At 47.5% G+C, this 21,170-nt stretch carries 14 protein-coding genes; all 14 read left to right on the top strand.

Going from position 1 to position 21,170, the window contains the following annotated elements:
• Positions 1–7: 7 nt before the first annotated feature.
• The 14 genes from AABK39_RS24085 to AABK39_RS24020 all read left to right on the top strand — a co-directional run bounded on the left by AABK39_RS24085 (position 8) and on the right by AABK39_RS24020 (position 21,166).
• Positions 8–3,241 carry a SusC/RagA family TonB-linked outer membrane protein gene (locus tag AABK39_RS24085; RefSeq protein ID WP_338395570.1) on the top strand — a complete coding sequence of 1,078 codons (3,234 nt, stop codon included), beginning with the start codon at positions 8–10 and terminating at the stop codon, positions 3,239–3,241.
• Positions 3,242–3,266: 25 nt separating this feature from the next.
• Positions 3,267–4,706, top strand: coding sequence for a RagB/SusD family nutrient uptake outer membrane protein (locus tag AABK39_RS24080; RefSeq protein WP_338395569.1), 1,440 nt, complete (start codon positions 3,267–3,269; stop codon positions 4,704–4,706).
• A gap of 12 nt (positions 4,707–4,718) precedes the next feature.
• Positions 4,719–6,194, top strand: a complete 1,476-nt coding sequence (locus AABK39_RS24075) for a fasciclin domain-containing protein (protein ID WP_338395568.1) — start codon at positions 4,719–4,721, stop codon at positions 6,192–6,194.
• 28 nt (positions 6,195–6,222) lie between these two features.
• On the top strand, positions 6,223–7,701 hold the full coding sequence (locus AABK39_RS24070; protein WP_338395567.1) for a fasciclin domain-containing protein: 1,479 nt from the start codon (positions 6,223–6,225) through the stop codon (positions 7,699–7,701).
• 63 nt (positions 7,702–7,764) lie between these two features.
• A complete protein-coding gene (locus AABK39_RS24065; RefSeq protein WP_338395566.1) occupies positions 7,765–10,932 on the top strand; it encodes a SusC/RagA family TonB-linked outer membrane protein in 3,168 nt (1,055 codons plus the stop codon).
• A 68-nt stretch (positions 10,933–11,000) separates the two neighbouring features.
• Complete coding sequence (locus AABK39_RS24060; protein ID WP_338395565.1) at positions 11,001–12,569, top strand: RagB/SusD family nutrient uptake outer membrane protein; 1,569 nt, start codon at positions 11,001–11,003, stop codon at positions 12,567–12,569.
• Between the two features lie 27 nt (positions 12,570–12,596).
• Positions 12,597–14,171, top strand: coding sequence for a hypothetical protein (locus tag AABK39_RS24055; protein WP_338395564.1), 1,575 nt, complete (start codon positions 12,597–12,599; stop codon positions 14,169–14,171).
• Between the two features lie 222 nt (positions 14,172–14,393).
• Positions 14,394–16,331, top strand: a complete 1,938-nt coding sequence (locus AABK39_RS24050) for a discoidin domain-containing protein (RefSeq protein WP_338395563.1) — start codon at positions 14,394–14,396, stop codon at positions 16,329–16,331.
• Between the two features lie 112 nt (positions 16,332–16,443).
• Positions 16,444–17,385, top strand: a complete 942-nt coding sequence (gene coxB / locus AABK39_RS24045; RefSeq protein ID WP_338395562.1) for a cytochrome c oxidase subunit II — start codon at positions 16,444–16,446, stop codon at positions 17,383–17,385.
• Between the two features lie 5 nt (positions 17,386–17,390).
• Positions 17,391–19,034, top strand: a complete 1,644-nt coding sequence (ctaD, locus tag AABK39_RS24040; RefSeq protein ID WP_338395561.1) for a cytochrome c oxidase subunit I — start codon at positions 17,391–17,393, stop codon at positions 19,032–19,034.
• A gap of 3 nt (positions 19,035–19,037) precedes the next feature.
• The gene (locus AABK39_RS24035) at positions 19,038–19,598 is read left to right on the top strand and encodes a cytochrome c oxidase subunit 3 (RefSeq protein WP_338395560.1); all 561 of its coding nucleotides are present in this window, start codon (positions 19,038–19,040) and stop codon (positions 19,596–19,598) included.
• Positions 19,595–20,398, top strand: coding sequence for a cytochrome c oxidase assembly protein (locus AABK39_RS24030; RefSeq protein WP_338395559.1), 804 nt, complete (start codon positions 19,595–19,597; stop codon positions 20,396–20,398). Before AABK39_RS24035 ends, AABK39_RS24030 begins: the two co-directional genes overlap by 4 nt.
• A 17-nt stretch (positions 20,399–20,415) precedes the next feature.
• Positions 20,416–20,631 (top strand): aa3-type cytochrome oxidase subunit IV, encoded by a 216-nt coding sequence (gene ctaF, locus AABK39_RS24025; protein WP_338395558.1) that lies wholly within the window; start codon positions 20,416–20,418, stop codon positions 20,629–20,631.
• Positions 20,624–21,166 carry a QcrA and Rieske domain-containing protein gene (locus tag AABK39_RS24020; protein WP_338395557.1) on the top strand — a complete coding sequence of 181 codons (543 nt, stop codon included), beginning with the start codon at positions 20,624–20,626 and terminating at the stop codon, positions 21,164–21,166. Before ctaF ends, AABK39_RS24020 begins: the two co-directional genes overlap by 8 nt.
• The last annotated feature ends 4 nt before the right edge of the window (positions 21,167–21,170 follow it).

Raw genomic sequence — 21,170 nt, 5'->3', positions numbered from 1 at the left:
CCTGTTTATGAGGACTTTTTACTTTTTGATAATATGCCTTTTATTTTCCTTATCCAGTGCTTTGGCGCAGGAAAAGGTAGTGGTGAAAGGCTATGTGAAATCCGCGGATGGTGAACCGCTGATTGGTGTAAACATTTTGGAAGTCGACGCTGAAAACCGTTTCGTGTCAGGTACCGTAACGGACTTCAACGGATTCTATATGTTGAAGATCAACCCCGCTTTCCGGTTGAAGTTTGCTTACGTAGGGTTTAAGGAAGAGTTTAGGAAGGTGGATGGCCAGCAGGACGTAAACATTACGATGCAGGAAGAGGCTACCCAGCTGAATGTGGTTGAGGTACGTTCCGAACGCAGAACGTCCACAGGAATTAAGTTGCGTGATGTGCCTATGGCGGTCAAAAAAGTGGATTTGGCTAACCTCGACCCTATTGGCGCCACTTCGGCTGATGAGATGCTTCAGGGTGAGATTAGTGGTGTCGATATCATCGCGGCGTCTGGTGACCCTGGCGCCGGTATGCAGATCCGTATACGGGGTACCTCAACAATTCTCGGTAACCGTGAACCGCTAATTGTTGTGGATGGAATTCCTTTCGAAACGGAAATTGATGAAGATTTCGATTTCGCTTCGGCGGACACTAGGGAGTACGGGGCCATGCTGTCTCTTGCGCCTGAGGACATAGAGAGTATCGAGGTGCTTAAAGACGCCGCGTCAGCGGCCATGTACGGGTCAAAGGCCGCTAACGGTGTTTTGAAAGTAATCACCAAGAGGGGACGCAAAGCCAAACCTACCTTGAAATACTCTTATAAAACCAGCTTTAGTTATCAGCCCGACCCTATTCCGATGCTTAACGGAGACGAGTACGTGACGCTACAGCAGGAGATGTATTTTAATGACAGGGGTAACATTAACTTGGGTCTGCATGACGTACTGACGACTCAGTTGGGAGATGAGAACTATTACAATTATCATCAAGACACTGACTGGTTGGACGAGATTACCCGCACGGGCGTGATGAAAGAACACTTTGTGTCTTTAGGGGGAGGCGGGGAAAAGGTGAGATACCGGACCTCTGTTTCTTATCATCAAAACGATGGAACAACCACAAGTAACAGTTATGAGCGATTAACGACAAAAATCAACCTGGACTACTTTATATCGGACCGATTAAAATTTATAACCGATATAAGTTACGCTCGCGCTTATCGTGATGATGCTTTCTACTCCAACATAAGGAGTATCGCTTACAAAAAGATGCCCAACGAAGCTATCTACGAACATGATGCGGAAGGGAACTTGACGGGGGAATACTTTAACGGAGACTGGGAAAACCCGTATCAGACATTTAAGTATAATGATAAGGATACGCCATTCTATAATCCGGTAGCGATGGCGAACGAATCGTCGAACCAGCTTATTAATGACCGTTTGCGTTCGAAGTTCACCTTGCAGTATTACGTTTTGGATGATTTGTTTATCAGGAGTACGATCAATTTTGACCTGAACAACAACCGTAGAAACGCCATGCTTTCGGAAGCGGCGACTAATCAGGGGGCTTGGACTTCGGATAGCAAGAACAAGGCGACTTCAAGTAATTCGGGAACGTTCACTGTCGGTACTTTTACGGACTTGTTTTACACTCCTGAGTTTGCTGAAGAGAAGCACGACTTATCTGTAAACCTCCGTTGGGAAACATATGAGAAGAGAGCTACCAATTTCTCCGCGGCTGCGGGCAATTTGCCTTCTGACGAGATTACGAACCCGGGTGCGGACGGTTCTGCTCCAAGTGTTAAATCTTCTACCGGCGAAGGCCGTGACTTGGGCGGGCTGCTAAACGTTCATTACAAATTTGACGATCGTTATATACTTTCTGGCGGTGTCCGTTTCGATGCCAGTTCCAATTTCGGAGAGAAGACAAAATGGGGGGCTTTCCCTTTTGGCGCGGTCGCTTGGCGGATCGCTCAGGAAGGTTTCTTGCGTGATGTCGAGCAGATCGACGAGTTCAAGTTCCGGGCCAGTTACGGTGTCAACGGTACTCCACCAAGTAGTGGAAGCCGTTATTTGACATATGGAAGCGATGACGACAGATATGTTGACGGTAGCGGTATCCGCCCGAGTAACGTACAGTTGCGGAATCTCTCGTGGGAGCGTCTGACTAGCTGGAACGCTGGATTTGACTTTAGCGCTTTTCAGAATCGTCTCCGGATGACATTCGAGGTGTATGGTAAATCTTCCAAGGATTTGTTGTGGCAAGTTAAACTCCCTGGGTCTTCAGGGTTTGATGAGGAGTACAAGAAATACTACATGAACGCCGGCGAGATGACCAACAGCGGAGTGGAGTTTGATTTCGGTGTTACACCAATCAAGAACAAGACTTGGATTCTCGATCTCAAATTCAACATTGCGAGAAACCTCAACAAGGTGCAGGCAGTGCCGGATAATATTGCGTTGGAAGCAGGAAACATGCTGAAAAACGGAGAGTACGGGCGCCGTGTCGATATCGGAAGGCCGATTGGCGGTTTTTACGGGTACCGTTATCTGGGAGTATTTCCTGACAAGGAATCGACTTATGCCCGTGACCGTGACGGCAATAGAATTCCTGATTACACCGGTTCGGAGGACTATCTCAGGATGCGTATGGGAGGCACGACAAACTACACCTTCCAGGAAGGCGACGCTATTTACGAGGATATTAACCACGATGGGGTGATAGATGAGCTGGATGTGGTATATCTGGGATCCAGTAATCCGGATTTCACGGGAGGTTTCAGCTTTAGGCTGTCCTATAAGCGCAAGCTGACGCTGAGTTCAAGATTTGTCTACCGTAGCGGTCAGATGATTGTTAACCGTGGCAGAATTGACACCGAGAATATGTCTACCCGGAGTAACCAGAGCGTAGCGACATTGAGGCGATGGAGAAAAACCGGCGATGAGACGGACATCCCACGGACAATTTATAACACGGGTTATAACTGGTTAGGCTCGGACCGTTTTGTGGAAGAGGGCAGTTACCTCCGTTGCAACAGTATATCGCTGTCATATAGGCTTGACAAAGCTATGTTGAAGAGGTTGGGAATGTCGGATTTCAAGATATATGCAACGGTAAACAGGCCATTCACCATAACCGATTATACCGGGCAAGATCCGGAAGTGGGTCTAGGGTCTGGCGCTTTCTACTTTGGCGAAGACAAGGGCTATACGCCACCTAGCCGATCTGTCGTGCTTGGAGCTTCGGTGACCTTCTAAGTTTTTCATGAAAGAAGAAAATCTTATGAAAAAGATAAAAATATTGTTTTTTGTGGCATTGTCGTTTTCGTTTTTCGGATGTTCGGACTGGCTTCAGCTTGAATTGCAGAACTCTATCAGTAAGGAGACTTTCTGGAAATCGGAGGCGGATGTGGAAGCCGCTGTAAACTCGACTTTCATCGCTTTGCGCTCACAGGTCAAAACCATGTTTTGGTGGGGGGAGCTAAGAGGTGATTTCCTGCAGGTTGGCGAGAACGCCGGCGGGGATGTCAAGCGGATATTGGCACTACAAATAGTCGATGATAACGGCCTGTCTAACTGGACAGGGATGTATACGGTGATCAACCTCGCTAATTCCGTTCTTAAAAACGCTCCGGCGACTAGGGAATATGACGCGTCTTTTCTGGAAGAGGACATGAACGCATATATGGCCGAGGCTTATTTTGTGCGTTCGCTGGTTTATTTCTATCTGGTTCGCACTTTCCATGAAGTGCCTTTGGTGCTGGAGCCTTCGGAAAATGACGATGTAGATTTCTTTTTGGGAAAAAGTTCGGAAGAGACCATCCTTAATCAGATCATCGAGGATTTGGTTTGGGCCGAGCAATATGCCAAAAGGGATTTCGGTTCTCTGAGTCTTAACAAGGGGCGGGGTTCCCAGTCGGCTATACAGGCGCTTTTGGCCGATGTGTACCTCTGGGCCGAGAAGTATGACGAATGTTTGGTGATGTGTGACAAGATCATCAGTCGTTCCGCTCATGCGTTGATGACGCCGGACGAAACGAAAGACTTCTCGGAGCAGGCTTTCTACGACGACATATTCGACGAAGGCGGTAATTCGCTGGAAGGCGTATTCGAGATCCAGTACAGTGAGGTGAAAAGCCAGCCTAATCCTTTTTTCGATTTCTTGATCAAAGAGCCTGAGGTTTTGATTTCTGACACTGGCTTCGAGGCGTTTGAGGATATCAATGACGAAGAGCGCGGGATGGGAGTGAGTTTCGATGAGGAGACATTGGAAATCACTAAGATGTATTTGGGAGGAAGCTCAACGAACTGGATCGTGTACCGGTATGCCGACATTCTCCTTATGAAAGCGGAAGCTTTAGTGCAGCAGGGCGCTTCGCTTAAAGCGCAGAAGTTGCTCAACAAGGTTCGGGAGAGAGCTGGATTGGGGGGCAAAATTGTACCTGGCGACAAAGCCACCGCGGAAGATATGATTTTGAGCGAAAGGGCTTTGGAGTTCGCTTTCGAAGGGAAGCGTTGGTTCGACCTGCTTCGCGTGGCCAAACGCAACAACTTCGAGCGCAAGCAAATGCTTATTGACAAATTGGTGGAGAACGCTCCCGCCGCCGACAGGGATTTGTGGGAAAGTAAGCTGTCTGACCCGATGAGCTATTTCATGCCGATTTATTATAAGGAACTGCGCAACAATATCAACCTGAAGCAGAACCCGTATTATGAGCATTAAAACAGTAGTGAGATGAAAAACATTAATTTAAGGTTTATACTCCTGCTGTTGCCCTTGTGGGTGTTGCAGGCGTGTGACGACGATGCCACCGAGCAGTTTATGACGAGCGAAACGATGACTCTCGTCGAGTTTATCAGCGCTAACCCGGACCAGTATTCAGAGTTTGGGAAGCTTATGGATATTAGCGGCCTTTACGGAATGCTGAACGCTACGGGTACCTTTACGGGTTTCTTGCCGGACAACGAAGCGGTAGCCGAGTTTCTAGAAGGCAAGGATATAAATTCACTGGAAAAGGAATACGTGCGTCTGGTTGTGGCTACACATTTCCTTACAGGTGAATATCCGACGGATATCATGAAGCCGGGAATTTTCGAGGATTCCACGTTTGCGGGAAACTTGGCCACGGTTGATTTCCGTGACGGGGGCGTAAACAACCTTCTTATCGACAAGAGCGCCACTATAACCGAACGGGATATTGTATGCTCCAACGGCGTGGCCCATACTATCGACAAGGTGCTTACGCCGATTACCAAAAGCGTATCGAAGAAAATCGAGGAAAGCGAAGGTTATAGCATTTTCTACAACGCTATGGTATTGACGGGTTGGACAGAGAAGCTTAACATGTTTTATAATGATGAAGGCCGTCGCTTGCGGTTTACGGCATTGGTTGAGTCTGACGAGTTTTATGAGTCTCAGGGAATTGGATCGGTAGAAGAGTTGGCAACATTGGTGGGAAGCGCTGATGACGGAGACTATACGAGCCCGGACAATGCCCTGAATCGCTATATCGGATACCATTTCATTAATGAACAGTATTATTCTTCGGAAATCAGAACAGGCATGTACTCGACGGTGAATAACCAGTTTATGAGTATCAACGCCGACCATGAGTTTCAGATAAATCCTGTGTTCAATGAATTCGGGGAATTCGAGAGCGCTAATGGCTTTGTGTCTTCGGAGAAAATGAATATTCAGGCCAAGAACGGCGTGATTCACGAAGTTGTCGATTTTCTGAAGGTAATGGAACCTAAGCCCGTTACCGTAGTCGATAAAATATTGGACCAGCCGGAATTGGAAAAATACAAAAGTAGGAATAACCAAGACCGTAATTTCTATACCAAAGACGTAGCCCGATGGACAGGGGAAGGCGGTTGGACCCAAGCGTATTGGCACTCGCAAGGAAGTTGTGACGGTGGCAATGGTTTCCTTGTATTTTCAAAGTTTACCGGAAAATTTACGTATGAGACTGTTCCTTTGATAAAAGGCACTTATGAGATAACCTTGACAGGCCAAACTTGGTCGGGTACGGGAGCTTACCTGACTACCGTGGACGGAGAGGAAGGAAATATAGTGGATCCGCGTGGCGGTAATAGTAGCCTAGGCAAGTTCACTTTCGAAGAGAATGGGGTCCACAAGATCACTTTCGAGGATTTCCGGCCAGGACGTTTCATAATAGGTTGCCTTACCTATAGACCGGTTGACAATTAGGGGATTGTATTTGGAAAATTTTATCAATATGAAAAAAGGACTTTTATATATCCTCGCTTTTTTCGCCGTTGCGGTTTGGACTTCGTGTGACAGCGAATTCGAGGAGCATTTTGAGGACAAACAACCATTCGTACATGACGGTACCACGGCCGACTATATTCTCAGCAAACCTGAATATAGTGATTTTGTGACGCTACTGGAGCGTTTTGAGCTGTTGGAAACATTGAAAAACAGTGCGTCAGGTACCGTGATGGCTGTTCGTAACGGGAATATTCCCTCTTTCGAAGGGTTCTCGGAAGATTCGATCCGTAACGTGATTCGCTACCATGTGGCGAATACGCCGATGTACAAGAGAAACGTTCCGACAAAAGGCTTCGCTTTTATGAAAAGCCTGATGGGCAAAAACTTTCGCTTCAGTTATACCGACGAAGGTCTAAGGATTAACCGTTCCGCTTCTTTAGCTGAATCCGATATTGTTTGTTCCAATGGTGTTGTACATGTTTTGGAGAATATGCAAATGCCGATCAGGAACCTGTATGAGGAGATTGGCGTAGTAGGGGACGATTATTCGAAATACAGAGAGCGGGTGAACCGTTTTGAGTTGGTATTTGACCGGGAAAACAGCGTAGAGGTTGGCGCCGACAGGTTCGGGCGTCCGATTTACGATTCTGCTTGGGTAGAAAAAAGCAGTTTTCTTTCCGGGGTGGCCGATATTTCGCACGAGGACTCCACAGTCTCTTGCCTTATGCTTAGCGATGATGCGATACAGGCCTCTTTCGACCGTATAGTAAAGCGCTATTATGAAAGTGCGGACAATGTTCCTGAAGCCTTTTATGTTGAAAAAGACAAAAAGGGACTTACCAAGGAAGACAAAGTGCTTGAGGCGATCATGACTTCGACGGTTTGGTACAAAGAGGATGATATAACCACAGCTGAAAAGGCCATTGACAATTATATGGTAATGACAAGCGGTTACCTGGTAGAGGTCAACGAAGAGGACGCCGGACCATACACTATACAAAGTAACGGTTATCTGTACCAGTGGAAATCCCTTGGTCTATTGGCCTCCAACCTTATGGGAGTAGACACATATACTGAGGGCGAAGCAGGCGAGTTTGAGATCGATATTGAAGAGTATGAGCTCGGCGAGACCCATCAGGGACAAAACGTTGCCGTTGATATCGAGGCGAACGAGCCGTTCACGGTTACTTATACCTGTGATAGCCTAATGGCCGGTACTTACAGGCTTATGTGGAGTCCGCTTTCGTCTTCTACCAGTGTGCTGAACGTGTCAGTGGACGGTGAGCTAATAGCAGATGACTATAGGCCTTGGGGCAACTGGGGAAACCACTTTATCGGTTATGTCCAGCTATCGTCTTACGGAGACCATGAGGTTAGTTTTACAACCTTGGAACCCAACAATAGCGTGGAAGGCACATACGGCCTTTCTTTTGACAAAATCACTTTTGTTCCCGTGTCGGAATATAACGTGTTGCTCAATAATTAGGCACGCTGTTTTTTGGCATTTGGGCATGCGTATTCGCATTTGGCCCAATTAAAAAGAAAATATATGGATCATATAAAGCATAAATATAAAGCGCTGCGCACGGCGATGTGCTTGTCCATGCTTTTGCTGGTGTTTTGTCACGTATCTGTCGCTCAGGGGCAAGTTCCTGTGCGGGGTGTAGTGACGGATGCCCGCAATGGACAGCCATTGAGTGATGTGCAGGTAAGTGTATACGGAGTTTCCGGCAAGACGGCGCAGACGGATAGTTTAGGCCGATATTCTCTGGAAGTCGACCCTAGGTTGGCGGCTTTGCAGATGAGTTATGTGGGCTTCAAGACCAGATTGGTTTATCTGAATGGAAGGACTACGTTGGATGTCAGTCTTTTGGACGAATCAAGTGTCTCGGATATGGACCCGGCCGTATGGAAAAACGGCTATGTGATACCCAAGGATTTGCCATATGCGGCGACAGTCTTAAGGCCTGAGGATTTTTCCGGAAAAGGGTATATCACCCTGTCCGACGCCCTGAGCGGTTTGGTCCCGGGCATGTATAGCAGTGCCCGTTCAGGGGCTTCGGGGTACGGTTCCAATATGAATATTCGGGGTATCTCCTCGTTGTCCGCAAACACCCGGCCTTTGGTTGTAGTCGATGGGGTGATTTTTGAGAACCGCTTCGCTGACTATAGCGTGACGGGAGGCGTGGACTTGGACCCTCTTTCCACCTTGAAGGTGGAGAATATCGATCGTGTGACCGTGATTAAGGACGGTGCTGCCTCTCTGTACGGTTCATTAGGCGCAAACGGGGTTATAATTATCGAAACCGCCAGCTCGACAGCTACGGAGACCCGTGTGGGAGTAGAGGCGAATTTTGGGGTGCAGTTTAAACCTCGCAAAATGCCGTTGCTTAATGCTGCGGAGCATAAAAACCTTACCCTAGAGCAGATGCGTGGGCAAGGGCATGATTATGAATTTATCAAGACGTACTCTCCTTTTATGGTTGGAGAAGCGGAAGGGGAGGAACACTACCGTTACGCTTCGGACACTGATTGGCAGGACTGGACTCAGCAACGCGGGTTTATCCAGAACTATTCGGCTTATGTAAGAGGCGGTGACGCTATCTCAAATTATGCTGCCACCGCAGGGTACACGAGTAATGACGGGATTATCAAGAACACAAGTTACGAGCGTTTTGACTTCGGGTTGAACGCCAAGATGAAGTTGCTGTCGAGACTTACCGTGAAGCCCACTTTGCTGTTTTCCAGAAGTCTTGGGTTTAATAGGGATCAAGGGGACTCGGAAGTGAGTAATCCAATTTTAGCCTCGTTGTACAAATCCCCGATGATGAGTCCTTACAAAATTAGTGAGGACGGCTACCGTTTACCCCATTACGCGGAAACCGGGATGTTTAATGTGAGTAATCCTAAGGCTTTGATTGATAATTCTTTGGGAGATAGCGAGACATTTAGAACCATAGCTGGTGTCAACGGTACTATTGATCTTTCGAAAGGCTTGGATATTTATTTCAATACGGGTTTTGACTTGCTAAAATACAGTGAAGATTCTTTTACGCCGGATGTAGGAGTTGTATCGCAGCAAGATGGGCAAGCTCGTAACGTCATCGGCCATATGGAGCGGGCGTATTACAGCACTTATTTTGCCGGAGGCCTAAATGTTAACCGTAGTTTCGGCCGTAAGCATCACCTTAGCGGGCGTGTAGGCGTTAGAGGAAAGCAAAACGATTACGACGAGTATTTTGCGATTGACGCCAATTCCGCTTCTGACGTGTTTGTCAAAATGGGTAAAGGGGATAAGTCTTTGAGATATATCCGTCCTTCGGGTGGTGTTTGGAATACGATGAGCTTTGAGGCCGCCGCTCATTACACTTACCTGAACAAATATATATTGGCGGCGAACGCTACCGTAGACGGGAACTCTCGTTTCGATGAGGATTACCGCTTCGGTTTGTTCTATTCGCTAGCGGGTGCTTGGCGGATTTCGGCGGAACCGTTTATGGCCCAAATTCAGTCAATTGATGACCTGAAGCTAAGGGCCAGTTACGGAGTTTCAGGAAACGATGATATAGGTAACGTGAACTCGCTGTTTTATTACGAGTCTACGTCCTACTATACCGGTTCCGGACTTGTTCGGGGCGGTATCCCGAATCCTAATTTGCGCTGGGAAGAGACAACGCACGTGAATGTCGGATTGGATCTTTCGGTCTTTGATGGCGTAGCCAAACTATCACTGGACTATTTTGATAATGAGGTGAATGACCTTTTGGGGTACAGTTTGCTTCCCTCTTATTACGGTGAGTCCATTTATGTAAGGAACGGCGGTAGCCTTTCTAACAAGGGCCTCGAAATGGCCTTGGATGTGAAAGCCATAAGGGGTAATCGTTTCGGGTTGGAATTTGGACTTGTCCTTTCTCATTACAAAAACGAGTTGTTGTCTTTGCCGGCCACGGCTGGTCAGGAGTCATTGGTTAACGGAGGTATAATCACGCCGATTGAAGGAGGCGAGCGCATTATGAAAGTGGGCGAGCCGGTGAACGTTTTTTACGGACATAAAACTAAAGGGGTATTCAGCACTACCGAGCAGGCAAATGCGGCGGGACTTGAAGGAAAACCTTTGGTTAACGAAGATGGCAATCCGTTCGGCGCAGGTGATATGATATTCGATGATTTGGACGGAAACGGAGTGATTAACGCCGCCGACAAGCAGATTATCGGAGACCCGAATCCGGACGTTTCTGGCTCATTCGTTACACGTCTGCGTTATGGACGTTTGCGTGCCAATATCATGTTTGATTTTGCCACTGGGCATGACATCTATAACCATGTAAGGAACAATCTGGAATCTATGGACACTTACCGGAACCAGAGTTCGGCGGTGGAGAATAGATGGAAAGCGGAGGGAAATATTACCGATATGCCGAAAGCGGTTTATGGCGACCCAATGGGTAACGGCCGTTTTTCTGACCGCTGGATCGAGGACGGAACCTTCGTAAGACTGCGCAATATTAGCCTCAACTATAGCGTGCCTTTGAAGAACATCAAGATAATCCGCAGTCTGGATATACATGTAACGGGGCATAACCTGTTTACATACACCAAATATCTTGGATTCTCGCCTGATGTTTCGGCGGTTGTTGGCGGAGCCGGTATGGGCGCCGATTACGGACGCGTACCGGTGACGCGTAGCTTGATGGCGGGATTCAAACTTGGCATCTAATCTAGGTTTTAGTGAAATATCGCACCGCTCTTGATATTGAACTTGGGCGGTGCTAACACAATACGGATATGAGAACATTTACAAGACTCTGGATTTGCCTTTTGCTTTTGGGCTCTTTAGGCTTGGGATCTTGCTCCGATTATTTTGATCCGGATCAGGATACGATCCTTGAGGAAGACAAACATTGGACATCCAATGAAAAGGTTCGTAGCGCTATGATCGGCGCTTATGCCGAATTACAGGATTTGGTAGAGGAGGTCGTCGTGTTGGGGGATCTCCGCGCGGATTTGCTTACGGTTACCGACAATTATAACGGGGATCTGATCGAGATCGACGAACATCGTATAGGGAAAAACAACGTGTACGCGAACCCTAGGGTGTTTTATGACGTGATCCTCGCATGTAACGATATCATAGCTAATGTTGATAAGGCCCTTGTCGACGCCGACTTTACGGAAGAGATTATGGAGGTGTACTTGGCTGAAGCCAAGAGCTTAAGGGCGTGGACATACCTACAATTAGCCCAGACTTATAAGTCAGTGCCGCTTATTCTGGATCCATTGACAGGTTATGGGGAGAGTTTTGAACCAGAAATGATCGAACGGACAAAACTTTTGGCTTGGCTTGTCCAAGAGATGGAAGCTGTTAAAGACGCTCCTAAACTTCATTGGAGAGGGGATTCGGATGATTTTGCTTGGGATAGGTTTAATATAAACAGAAACGCCTTGTTGGGCGAGCTACACCTTTTGACCGGAAATTACTCCACGGCTTCTGGGTATTTCCTGGAGGCGATAGTAACCGACGGAGGAGGAGAGGATTCGGACTTCTTTAAGTGCAGCAACCGGACAGGAGGAAGCTCATGGGAAAGAATATGGAATGCGGTACCAACAACAGAGACTAGCGCCGCATACGCCGAACATGTGTCGATAGTGCCTTTCAAGAGAACTGGCGGACAGTCTAACGGATTCGCTAAGCTCTTCTTATACGGCATAGCTGGTGATTATTTGCTTAAACCAACGGCTCAGGCGATCAGCGCTTGGGAGGATGTCCATGACAATGATGAGGATTTTCGAAGGGAGCGAGGTTCCGTAGGTTTTTCCACAATCGGCGGGAAGCTGTCATACTTTGTCCGCAAGTACGTGATGGATAAAGATAATATGTCGCTAAGCAGTGAGATTGTGAGCGAAGCGCCATTTTGTATCTACCGCGCCGCTGACTTGCACCTGATGTACGCTGAGGCAGTAAACAGGATGAATCTGCACGATGACGCCATGGCGACAATCAACACCGGAATCCCGGGCCAGCCCGAGGCGGACGGTATCCGTAAGCGTATCAACTTGGAATCGATTGACCTTTTGGAATATACGGGACTGAAGGACGCTCCGCATTTGCTGAATAAACTGGAAGCGGTGGAAGAAATTCTGTTGGAGGAAAACGCCCGGGAGTTCGCTTTTGAGGGCCGTCGATGGAATACGCTTGTGCGTTTTGCCTCTCGATCGAATAACCCGATGATGCTGGCCAAACGCGTGGCTCAAAAATTTACGGATCAAGCCAAGGCTCAAGAAGTGTATACCGAATTGATCAATCCGGATAATTGGTATCTGGATTTCAATATGAACTTTTTGGGAAAAGAGTAAAACAGGACGTTTTAAAAAATGGTATCTATGAAAAAATATCTTTTTATGTTGTTGGCCGCAATGACTGTGTTTGTGGCTTGCAACGAAGACGAGCCGGGGTTTGAGACTCCTCCGGCGGTTGAGCGCCTGAAAGTATCCACTTTGACGGCGACGGAGATCGGCGAAAACGAGGCCACGCTGAACGGCGAGATCCTTAACGTTGGTGAGACGGGCATAAAGGATGTCAGCTTTTATTATTGGGAGCAAGGGGATATGAACACTCGCAAAAAAGCCTCGATTGAACTTGAGGAAGGAAAGTCATTTTTAGACGGCGAGAAGTTTTCCGTTCACCTTGAAGACTTGAAATCCTACTTTGATTATGCCTATACGTTTGCCGTTGAGGATCAGGATGCCCGGCAAGACGGCGACCCGATTTCGTTTTCCACCTTGATATCTTCTACCGTGAGCGAGCCTTCCGCTGAGACTTTGACTCACGAATCCGTAACTTTTAATCGAGCGTTATTGAGTGGCAAATTGATTAGTGACGGTGGAAGTGACAATCCGGAAATCACGATAGTATGTTGGCCAAAAGGTTCGCCCGAAAGGCAGAGCTTCTTTTCGCCAGAGAAAGATACGGACGGAAACTTTATACTTAGCGAAGGCGGTGTATTTACGGCATGGGCCGAAAACCTTGCCCCTGACCAAGAATACCGCTACTATGTAGTGGTTCAGAACGAATTTGCGTCTGGGTCAGGCGAGATTAAGTCTTTTGTGACCAACTCAACGATTTACGTAAACCTGCTTGCTCCTGACGGAGGAACGGGGGCTTCTTGGGATTCTGCTTTTAATAGCATTGGGGAAGCTATGGGCGAAGCCAAGGAAGGCGTTAAGATATGGGTAGCCGCCACGGGGGATTATAAAGAGTTTCAGCTTGAGTTGAAAAAGGGCGTGGACCTTTATGGAGGTTTTGCCGGGACGGAAAATACAATGGAGGAACGTCCTGAAAATCTTAAGACTGTGATTAATGCCGAGGGATTGGCTCCGGACGCTGGAAAAGAAGGGACGGCTACATTCAAAATGTCGGCGTCGAATCTGAATGACGAATGTAAGGTCGAGCGATTTGTGATTAAAAACGGAAAGGCCCGCAAAGGTGTACTTTATATTCTGTCGGGCTCTCCGCACTTTACAGATTGTGATATTCTTGATAATCAAGGACAGTATGGCGCCGCAGGGTACCTGCTGAAGAATAAAGCCGTATTTACGCGGTGCTTGTTCGAAGGAAATTATTCTACAAAAAGGGCAGGAGTATTTCTATGCAGTGCTTATAAGATCAGTGTGGATGATAACAGTCCATTCTTTAACGAGTGCGTATTCAAGGACAATGAAGCTGGAGACGAAGCTGGAGCGCTGGAATTAGTGGGTAAACCCAGAATAAGAAACTGCATATTCGAAAACAACAGGGCAGGTAAAAGAGGCTCCGTAATAAACATGAAGACAAGCTCTTGTGTCGTGTTTGAGGGCCAGAATGTGGTGATAGGTGACCCCACTTCCAGCGACGGTGCGCACTACAGGTCAGGCGGAGCGGATTGTGGCGGACCCGACGGATGGGTTGTCGCAAAGTAGGCTAACGTTTCCGGGGAACTTAGTGATATGGTTTTAGTATTGGCAATACATAAAGCGTTACATACGGAGTAGCAATAGGTTCATAGGCAAAGAAACCTAAGCGAGGCGAGCAAAAGGCTTACCTTGGCTCACTGCGGAAACGGGACTAATTCCGTTTCCGCTATCACTACTTTTCGGAAACTATCTATTCAAAATTTTGTCGGAATTTTTGAGTCAAATCGTATGAAGAATAGACTTTTACTAGGAACCTTGATCCTGGCGGGAACCATTTTTTCCTGTGATCAAGAGGATGATATATACGTTGTGCCAGAAACTGAGGTGACAACAAAAACGGGTGTTCACGTAATGAACGACCTGTCTCAATACTGGACTCCAAACTTGATGGGCCAAGAAGGCTCCGTTTTTAGTGAATTTATTGATTTTGGAAGCCAGCAGAGCGTTTCGCATTCTATTGCCGTACCGGAAAGGTTAAAATCAAGCCTCTCAACGGTGAGTGTGTTAAACGTGTTTGTGAATGTCGATAATGGAAACTCATATAGTGACGAAGACATTCTCTCCTACTTTACGCAATTGGAGAATGGCGGAGCGCTGGCCATATTTGGTATGGGAGACGGAATGGAGTCAAAGGCTTCGGCGAACGAACTGGCTTCCCGTTTCGGTTTTAGTTACGCATCGGAATTAACCCCGGGATCACTTGAAGGCAAAAACCTTCGTTCGTTTAATAATGGCTATGCCTTGGAGTTGACAGAAGGGGACTGGGAAGTGTTGCTTGAGGCCGGGGGGATGCCTGTCTGTGCGGTTAGGGATTTTGGTGAAGGTAAAGTGTTTGCGTCGGGCATTGACTTGTTTGGTAACGAGAAGGTTGAGGCCAACTACCAATTTTATCAGGATTTGTTGGGCAAGATTTCCGTTAACAAACAGGGATTTGCCAGTTCAGATAAATTTAGACCGTCTATAGCTCCTGAAATTGAGATCGAAAATGATGGAAGTAAGCTTTCGGTTAATAACTTCCAATTTGAGAAGGCTAAGAATATCAGTACGTTGTTCGGAGAAATAGCTCCTGAAATGGAAGCTTGGACGGGAGTGCCTAAAGCAAAAGAGGGAGCCGTAAAGATTAATGTATTGCCTACGGGGATCAACAGTAGCCTTTTCGGAGAAAATATGCTTACCGTAGGAGCCTATTATGAAAATGAGGAAGAAATGCGCTACCGCTTGGCGGAGTTGGTGCACGGTGTCTGGTCTTTGCCCAATAACGAGCCCTTTGGGGATAATGCTTTTGGTATGTATGCCGCCTATAAAGTGTTGGAACGCCTGGGCGTAAGCGGTGCCCGAGACAAAGTTCAAAGCTATATTGACAAAGCCAAAGCGGATGAGCGTTATCGTGAGTTCGATCCCGTTAACATGACGGAAGAACAGCAGATGGGCTACCCGGAGGAATTGAGAATAGGAAAGTATTTGTTCTTCTTGGATTCGTTGGAAAAAGCCTACCCTGATGTCGATATCATACAGGGGTATTATGACCAAAAAAGGAATAACCTGCCAAGTTATGAAGGGTTTGTGTTCACTCCCCATGATCATATGTGGTTGTTCGGAAACGTTGTGGGCGATGAGGAGTTCCTGATGAATGTTAAGAAAAATATGGGGTACGCTCTAGACAGTGAATTGATTCGTAATCCTGCCGCATATGAGCGTATAGAGCTTGATCCGACTTTCTGGAGTGCGCATTCCGATTATACGCGTCAGGAAGCCAAACACCATGAAAGCAAAATGTTTGACGACGACGGAGGGACAGTTTGGCAAACGGACTGGCAGAACAGTTCTTTTGTTTATCCGCATATCATTACTATTGACATGAAGCAGACCTCTAAAGTGATGGGATTCCGTTACTTGCCGAGGACACAGTACAAAGACCATATTTCTGACATGGATGTCTTTGTCAGCTTGGACAGTGAGAATTGGACAAAAGTGGCCAAATATATCTGGCCTGGATCTTATAGTTCCGACTGGAAGGAATTTTATTGTTCCGAGTTTAAAGAGGCTCGTTATGTTAAAATCCAGATTAATGGGGCGTACAGGGAATCAAATTGGCAGAAGTATTCCAATATAGCTGAATTCCGGGTATTTGCGGTGGCTCCTGAAGGAGAGACAGAAGAGGAGTAGAAGAAAGGGTTTTATTTGAAAGCTTAGAGAGTTGGGTCCATTTTCTTTCGGTGACGAAAAGAGAATGGGCCTTTTTTTGCGACTTGCCTTTCGCAAGAGAGAGCGAGTATCGATGAATACGATATTGAATAACATATTCCAGAGTGTTTCTGAAGATGCGGATACCTTTAACCGCTTGTTCTACCATTTCCTTTGGGCGGCGGGAATAGTGTTTCTGTTGGTGATGGGGGCTACGGTATATGTTATCCTCAAATTCAGGGTGAGGAAGTTTACCAAAGCTTTGAAACCCGAACCTAAAATGCAGTGGCTGGAACGGGCTACTATCTTTCTGGCTTCGGGAATTATCCTGCTTTTCTTGGCGCTTACGATTATGGCCGTAACGGATATCCAACGCCAGCCCGAAAAGGGACAGCAAGCGGATATTGTGATTGTGGGACACCAATGGTGGTGGGAAATCCGCTATCCGGAAGAGTGGGTGATGGTTGCCAACGAACTGCATATTCCTACCGGAAAACGACTTTGGGTGCGTCTGGAATCAGCTGACGTTGTGCATGACTGGTACGTCCCGGCCTTGGGCCGAAAAGCGGATATGGTGCCTGGCGTAACGAATTATATATGGATGCAGGCCCGCAAGCCCGGCGTTTACGAAGGCGCTTGCAACGAATATTGCGGAGCGCAACACGCTTGGATGAGGATTAGGGTGGTGGCGCATTCTCCACAAGATTTTGGGCAATGGATAAACTCGCAACAAGAGTTGGCCAAGACACCAAGTTCCGCTATAGCCGAGAAAGGGAAGGCTCTTTTCGAAGAGAAAGTTTGCGGGAATTGCCACGCTATCCGCGGAACAAAAGCGGTGGCTACTGTAGGTCCGGATTTGACGCATGTGGCTAGTCGCAAGACTTTGTTGGGCGGAAAGTATGAGAATAATTTCGAGAACCTGAGGGCTTGGATTGCGAATCCGCAAGGGATGAAGCCCGGAGCGCATATGCCTAATTTCATTATGACAGAAAAGGAGATAGACGCCATCGCGGCGTACCTGTACACCTTAAAATAAACAATATGAAACCTGACCGAGCCGACGTGCCCGAGCCGGGCGTACCTTTACCTTCCTTGCGGTCCACTTATGGGCTGGTGCAGTGGCTTTCCAGTACGGACCACAAGCAGTTGGGGATTATGTACCTGTGGACGGGACTGTTTTTCTTTTTGGTAGGTGGCTTGGAGGCTATGCTTATGCGTTTGCAATTGGCTTGGCCGGAGCTTAATCTGCTTGGCCCGGAGGCTTATAACCAACTCTTTACCATGCACGGCACTACTATGGTGTTTTTGGTGCTGATGCCTACGCTGATCGGTTTGGCCACTTATTTCTTGCCGTTGATGATTGGTGCGAACGAGATGGCCTTTCCCCGATTGAACGCCATGAGCTTGTGGGTGACTATACTCGGTGGTTTCCTGCTAAATTTCAGCTTTTTGGCTGGCGGAGCGCCGGACGCCGGTTGGTTTAGCTATGCGCCTTTGAGCGAACAGAACTACTCTTTTTCCAATGGCTTGGATTATTATAGCATTGGCCTGATAGTGACGGGAATAGGCAGTATTGGGGCGGCGCTTAATTTTGTGGTGACTACGGTTACCATGCGGGTAAAAGGGATGGGCTTGGGCCGGTTGCCTTTGTTCGTCTGGATGGTTTTTATCAACAGTTTTCTTATCCTGGCCGCTTTTCCGTTGCTCAACGCCGGTTTGTTTATGCTTTTGATCGACCGCCAATTGGGAGCGCATTTCTTTTTGCCTTCCAGCGGAGGATCGGCTTTGCTTTGGCAACATTTCTTTTGGGCTTTTGGGCACCCCGAGGTGTATATTCTTGCGTTGCCGGGTTTTGGGATTATCTCCGAAGTCATTCCGGTTTTCAGCAGAAAAAAGATTTACGGATACGGGACGCTGGCGGGCAGTACGGTGTTTATCGCTTTGTTGTCGTTTGGCGTTTGGGCCCACCATATGTTTGCGGCGGGCTTGGGAAACCCGGTGAACACCTTCTTTGCGGCGGGCAGTATGCTGATCGGAATTCCTACCGGAATAAAAATAGTGAACTGGATAGCTACGATGTGGGGCGGAGCGGTGTATTTCTCCACGTCCATGCTCTTCGCTTTGGCGTTTATCGTTGACTTTACGCTTGGAGGATTGAGTGGAGTGGCCTTCGCCATCGTGCCGATCGACTGGCGAGTGACGGATACGTATTTTGTGGTGGCGCATATCCATTATGTTTTCTTGGGCGGGACGCTGTTCACAATATTCGCCGGTATATATTATTGGTTTCCCAAAATCAGCGGACGTATGCTCTCCGAGCGTCTGGGCAAGTGGCATTTCTGGCTCTTTCTGCTTGGCTTCAATATGACATTTTTGTTCCAGCACTTATTGGGCATGATGGGCATGCCCCGGCGGGTTTACACTTATCCGGATTTGCCTTGGTACGGGATTCTCAACTTTATCTCTACCGTTGGCGCGGCGATGATGGGCGTGGCTATGTTGATCTTTATCTGGAATATTTTCCATAGCCTAAGAAAAGGGGTGAAAGCGGACAAAAATCCGTGGGGAGCCTGGACCTTGGAATGGCACGCGTCGTCTCCGCCGAGTTTGAAAAACTTCGGCGAGCTGTCGCCGGTACGGACCGAGAGAGCATTGTTGGATTGGGAAGAAGACAAAAAGAATTAGGCCATGGAATATCGCCAAACCCGTTTGTTGATGCAGTTCTTTATCGCCTCCGAGGCCTTGTTTTTTGTGGCCTTGATTGTGGCTTATGTCTATTTCCGGAACTTGACGGATGATTGGGCGGAGTCGGCGAAATATCTTGATATAAGACGCACGGGAATCTTTACCATCTTTCTCTTTTCCAGTAGCGGTACCATTACCGTGGCGAATTGGGCTTTAAGAAAACAAAAGAGAGGAGTGTTGGTAGGGGCGTTAGTCGTGACTATCGTATTCGGAGCGATATTCTTGGCCGGGCAGGCTACGGAATATTATATGCTTTATGAGCGTGGCGTAAAGATCAGCATGAATATTTTCGGGAGCGCGTTCTTTACGCTTACGGGTTTTCACGGTTTTCATGTCTTTGTTGGCCTGATAATCCTTAGCGTATTCCTTACGCTCGTTTTGTTGGGAAGCTTTAAGGGTAACGGGCCGTTTTCGGCCTTTTTGGCTACGGAGTGGTATTGGCACTTTGTGGATGCGGTGTGGGTCTTCGTGTTTTTCTTTGTGTACCTAAGGCCTTTGCTATGAACGGATGGAACGCGTTGCTTGAGGAGTGGAATTTCCCCGCTGTGTTGATCATCGTGATGTTGATCTTTCTGTATTGGATCAGGAAAGCTTACGGAAATATGCATACCGGGTTTTGGCATTGGTTCGCTTTGTTTGCTGCTTTGATATTGGCCGTGTTTGCGTTGATTTCTCCATTGTCATATTTGGCCAAAAAGTATCTGTTTTTCGCTCATATGGTCCGTCATGTATTGGTGTTGATGGTTATCCCCGCCTTGTTTTGGGCGAGTGTGGCAAAGCATGACATTACTCCAGCCGAGATCAAAATGGAGAAGCTTTTATATAAGCCGCTGATCACTTGGCCATTGTTTCTGTGTGTGATGTGGCTATTGCACGTCCCGGAGGTGGTGGCCAAAGTCTCTTCAGAAAAGTATGCCAGTATAGATTTTCAGGCTTGGGTAGCGGTTTTAAGTCTTTTGGCCGGAATTTGGTTCTACTTTCCCGTGTTGGGAATGCGCAGTATCCGTGCTATGCACCCTTTGCGTTGTGTCGCGTATTTGGTGACTGCCTGTATCGGCTGTAGTCTGCTGGGAATCGCCATAGCGTTTTCCCCGAAATTGCTTTATCCCGGCTTTACGGGTACAGACCCGTCGGATCCAGTGAGCGTGTTGGTCAGAAACGTTTGGAAAATTCAGCCAAGGACGGACCAACAGATCGCCGGGCTGATAATGTGGGTTCCGGGGTGTCTGATATACCTGTCGGTATCGATGAGTATTCTTTTCTCTTGGCTTAGAAAAGGAGACAGAGAGAAAGCGGTGGCATAATTTCAAACCTTTGGAGTATGGAAAAAGAAACCGAAAAACATAAAGCTTTCCCTCAGGAACTGCCAAAACCTACTTGGTACCCGCTGGTATTGTCGATGGGCGTGGCTTTGATATTCTGGGGAATTGTGACGCAGTATGTCATGAGTCTGATCGGTTTGGGATTGTTCTTTTACGGCTTGGTCGGATGGATCAACGATTTGAGAGACGAGTACAACGAATCCGGAAATGAATAAGGATACGGAACAAAATTGCGAATCTTGTGGCAAAGGAAAAGCCGGAATGAACAGGCGGGGCTTTCTCGAAAAGCTTACTTTCTTTTTGGGAGGGTTGTCCGCCCTGATTATCGGGATTCCCGTGTTGGGCGCTTTGTTGGAGCCTTGGCTGACAAAAAAAGTTCCCGTATGGAGATCGGTGGGCCGTGTTACGGATTTTGAGTTGGGAAAAACCGTTTTGGTGAAATTTCGCGACAGCGAAACCGCCCCTTGGGAAAAAGGAATAGGCTTTACGGCTTCCTGGCTCCGGCGCGATAGCGAAAATTGCTTTACCGCCTTTGCGATTAACTGTGCCCATTTGGGCTGTCCCGTACGCTGGGACGCCGATTCGGAGCTGTTTCTGTGTCCCTGTCACGGCGGGGTGTATTACAAAAACGGCGAAGTGGCAGCAGGCCCACCACCCAAAGGTCTGACAAAATACAAAGTGAGATTGAGTGGCGAAAAAGTTGAGATATTAACTGGCGGTGTCCCGATAACGACATTGTCCGATGGATGAGTTT

The sequence above is a fragment of the Fulvitalea axinellae genome (assembly GCF_036492835.1).
GTDB classification, from domain to species: domain Bacteria; phylum Bacteroidota; class Bacteroidia; order Cytophagales; family Cyclobacteriaceae; genus Fulvitalea; species Fulvitalea axinellae.
Note: the sequence above shows the minus strand (reverse complement) of the source record. Positions and strands in the feature narration are given on the sequence as shown.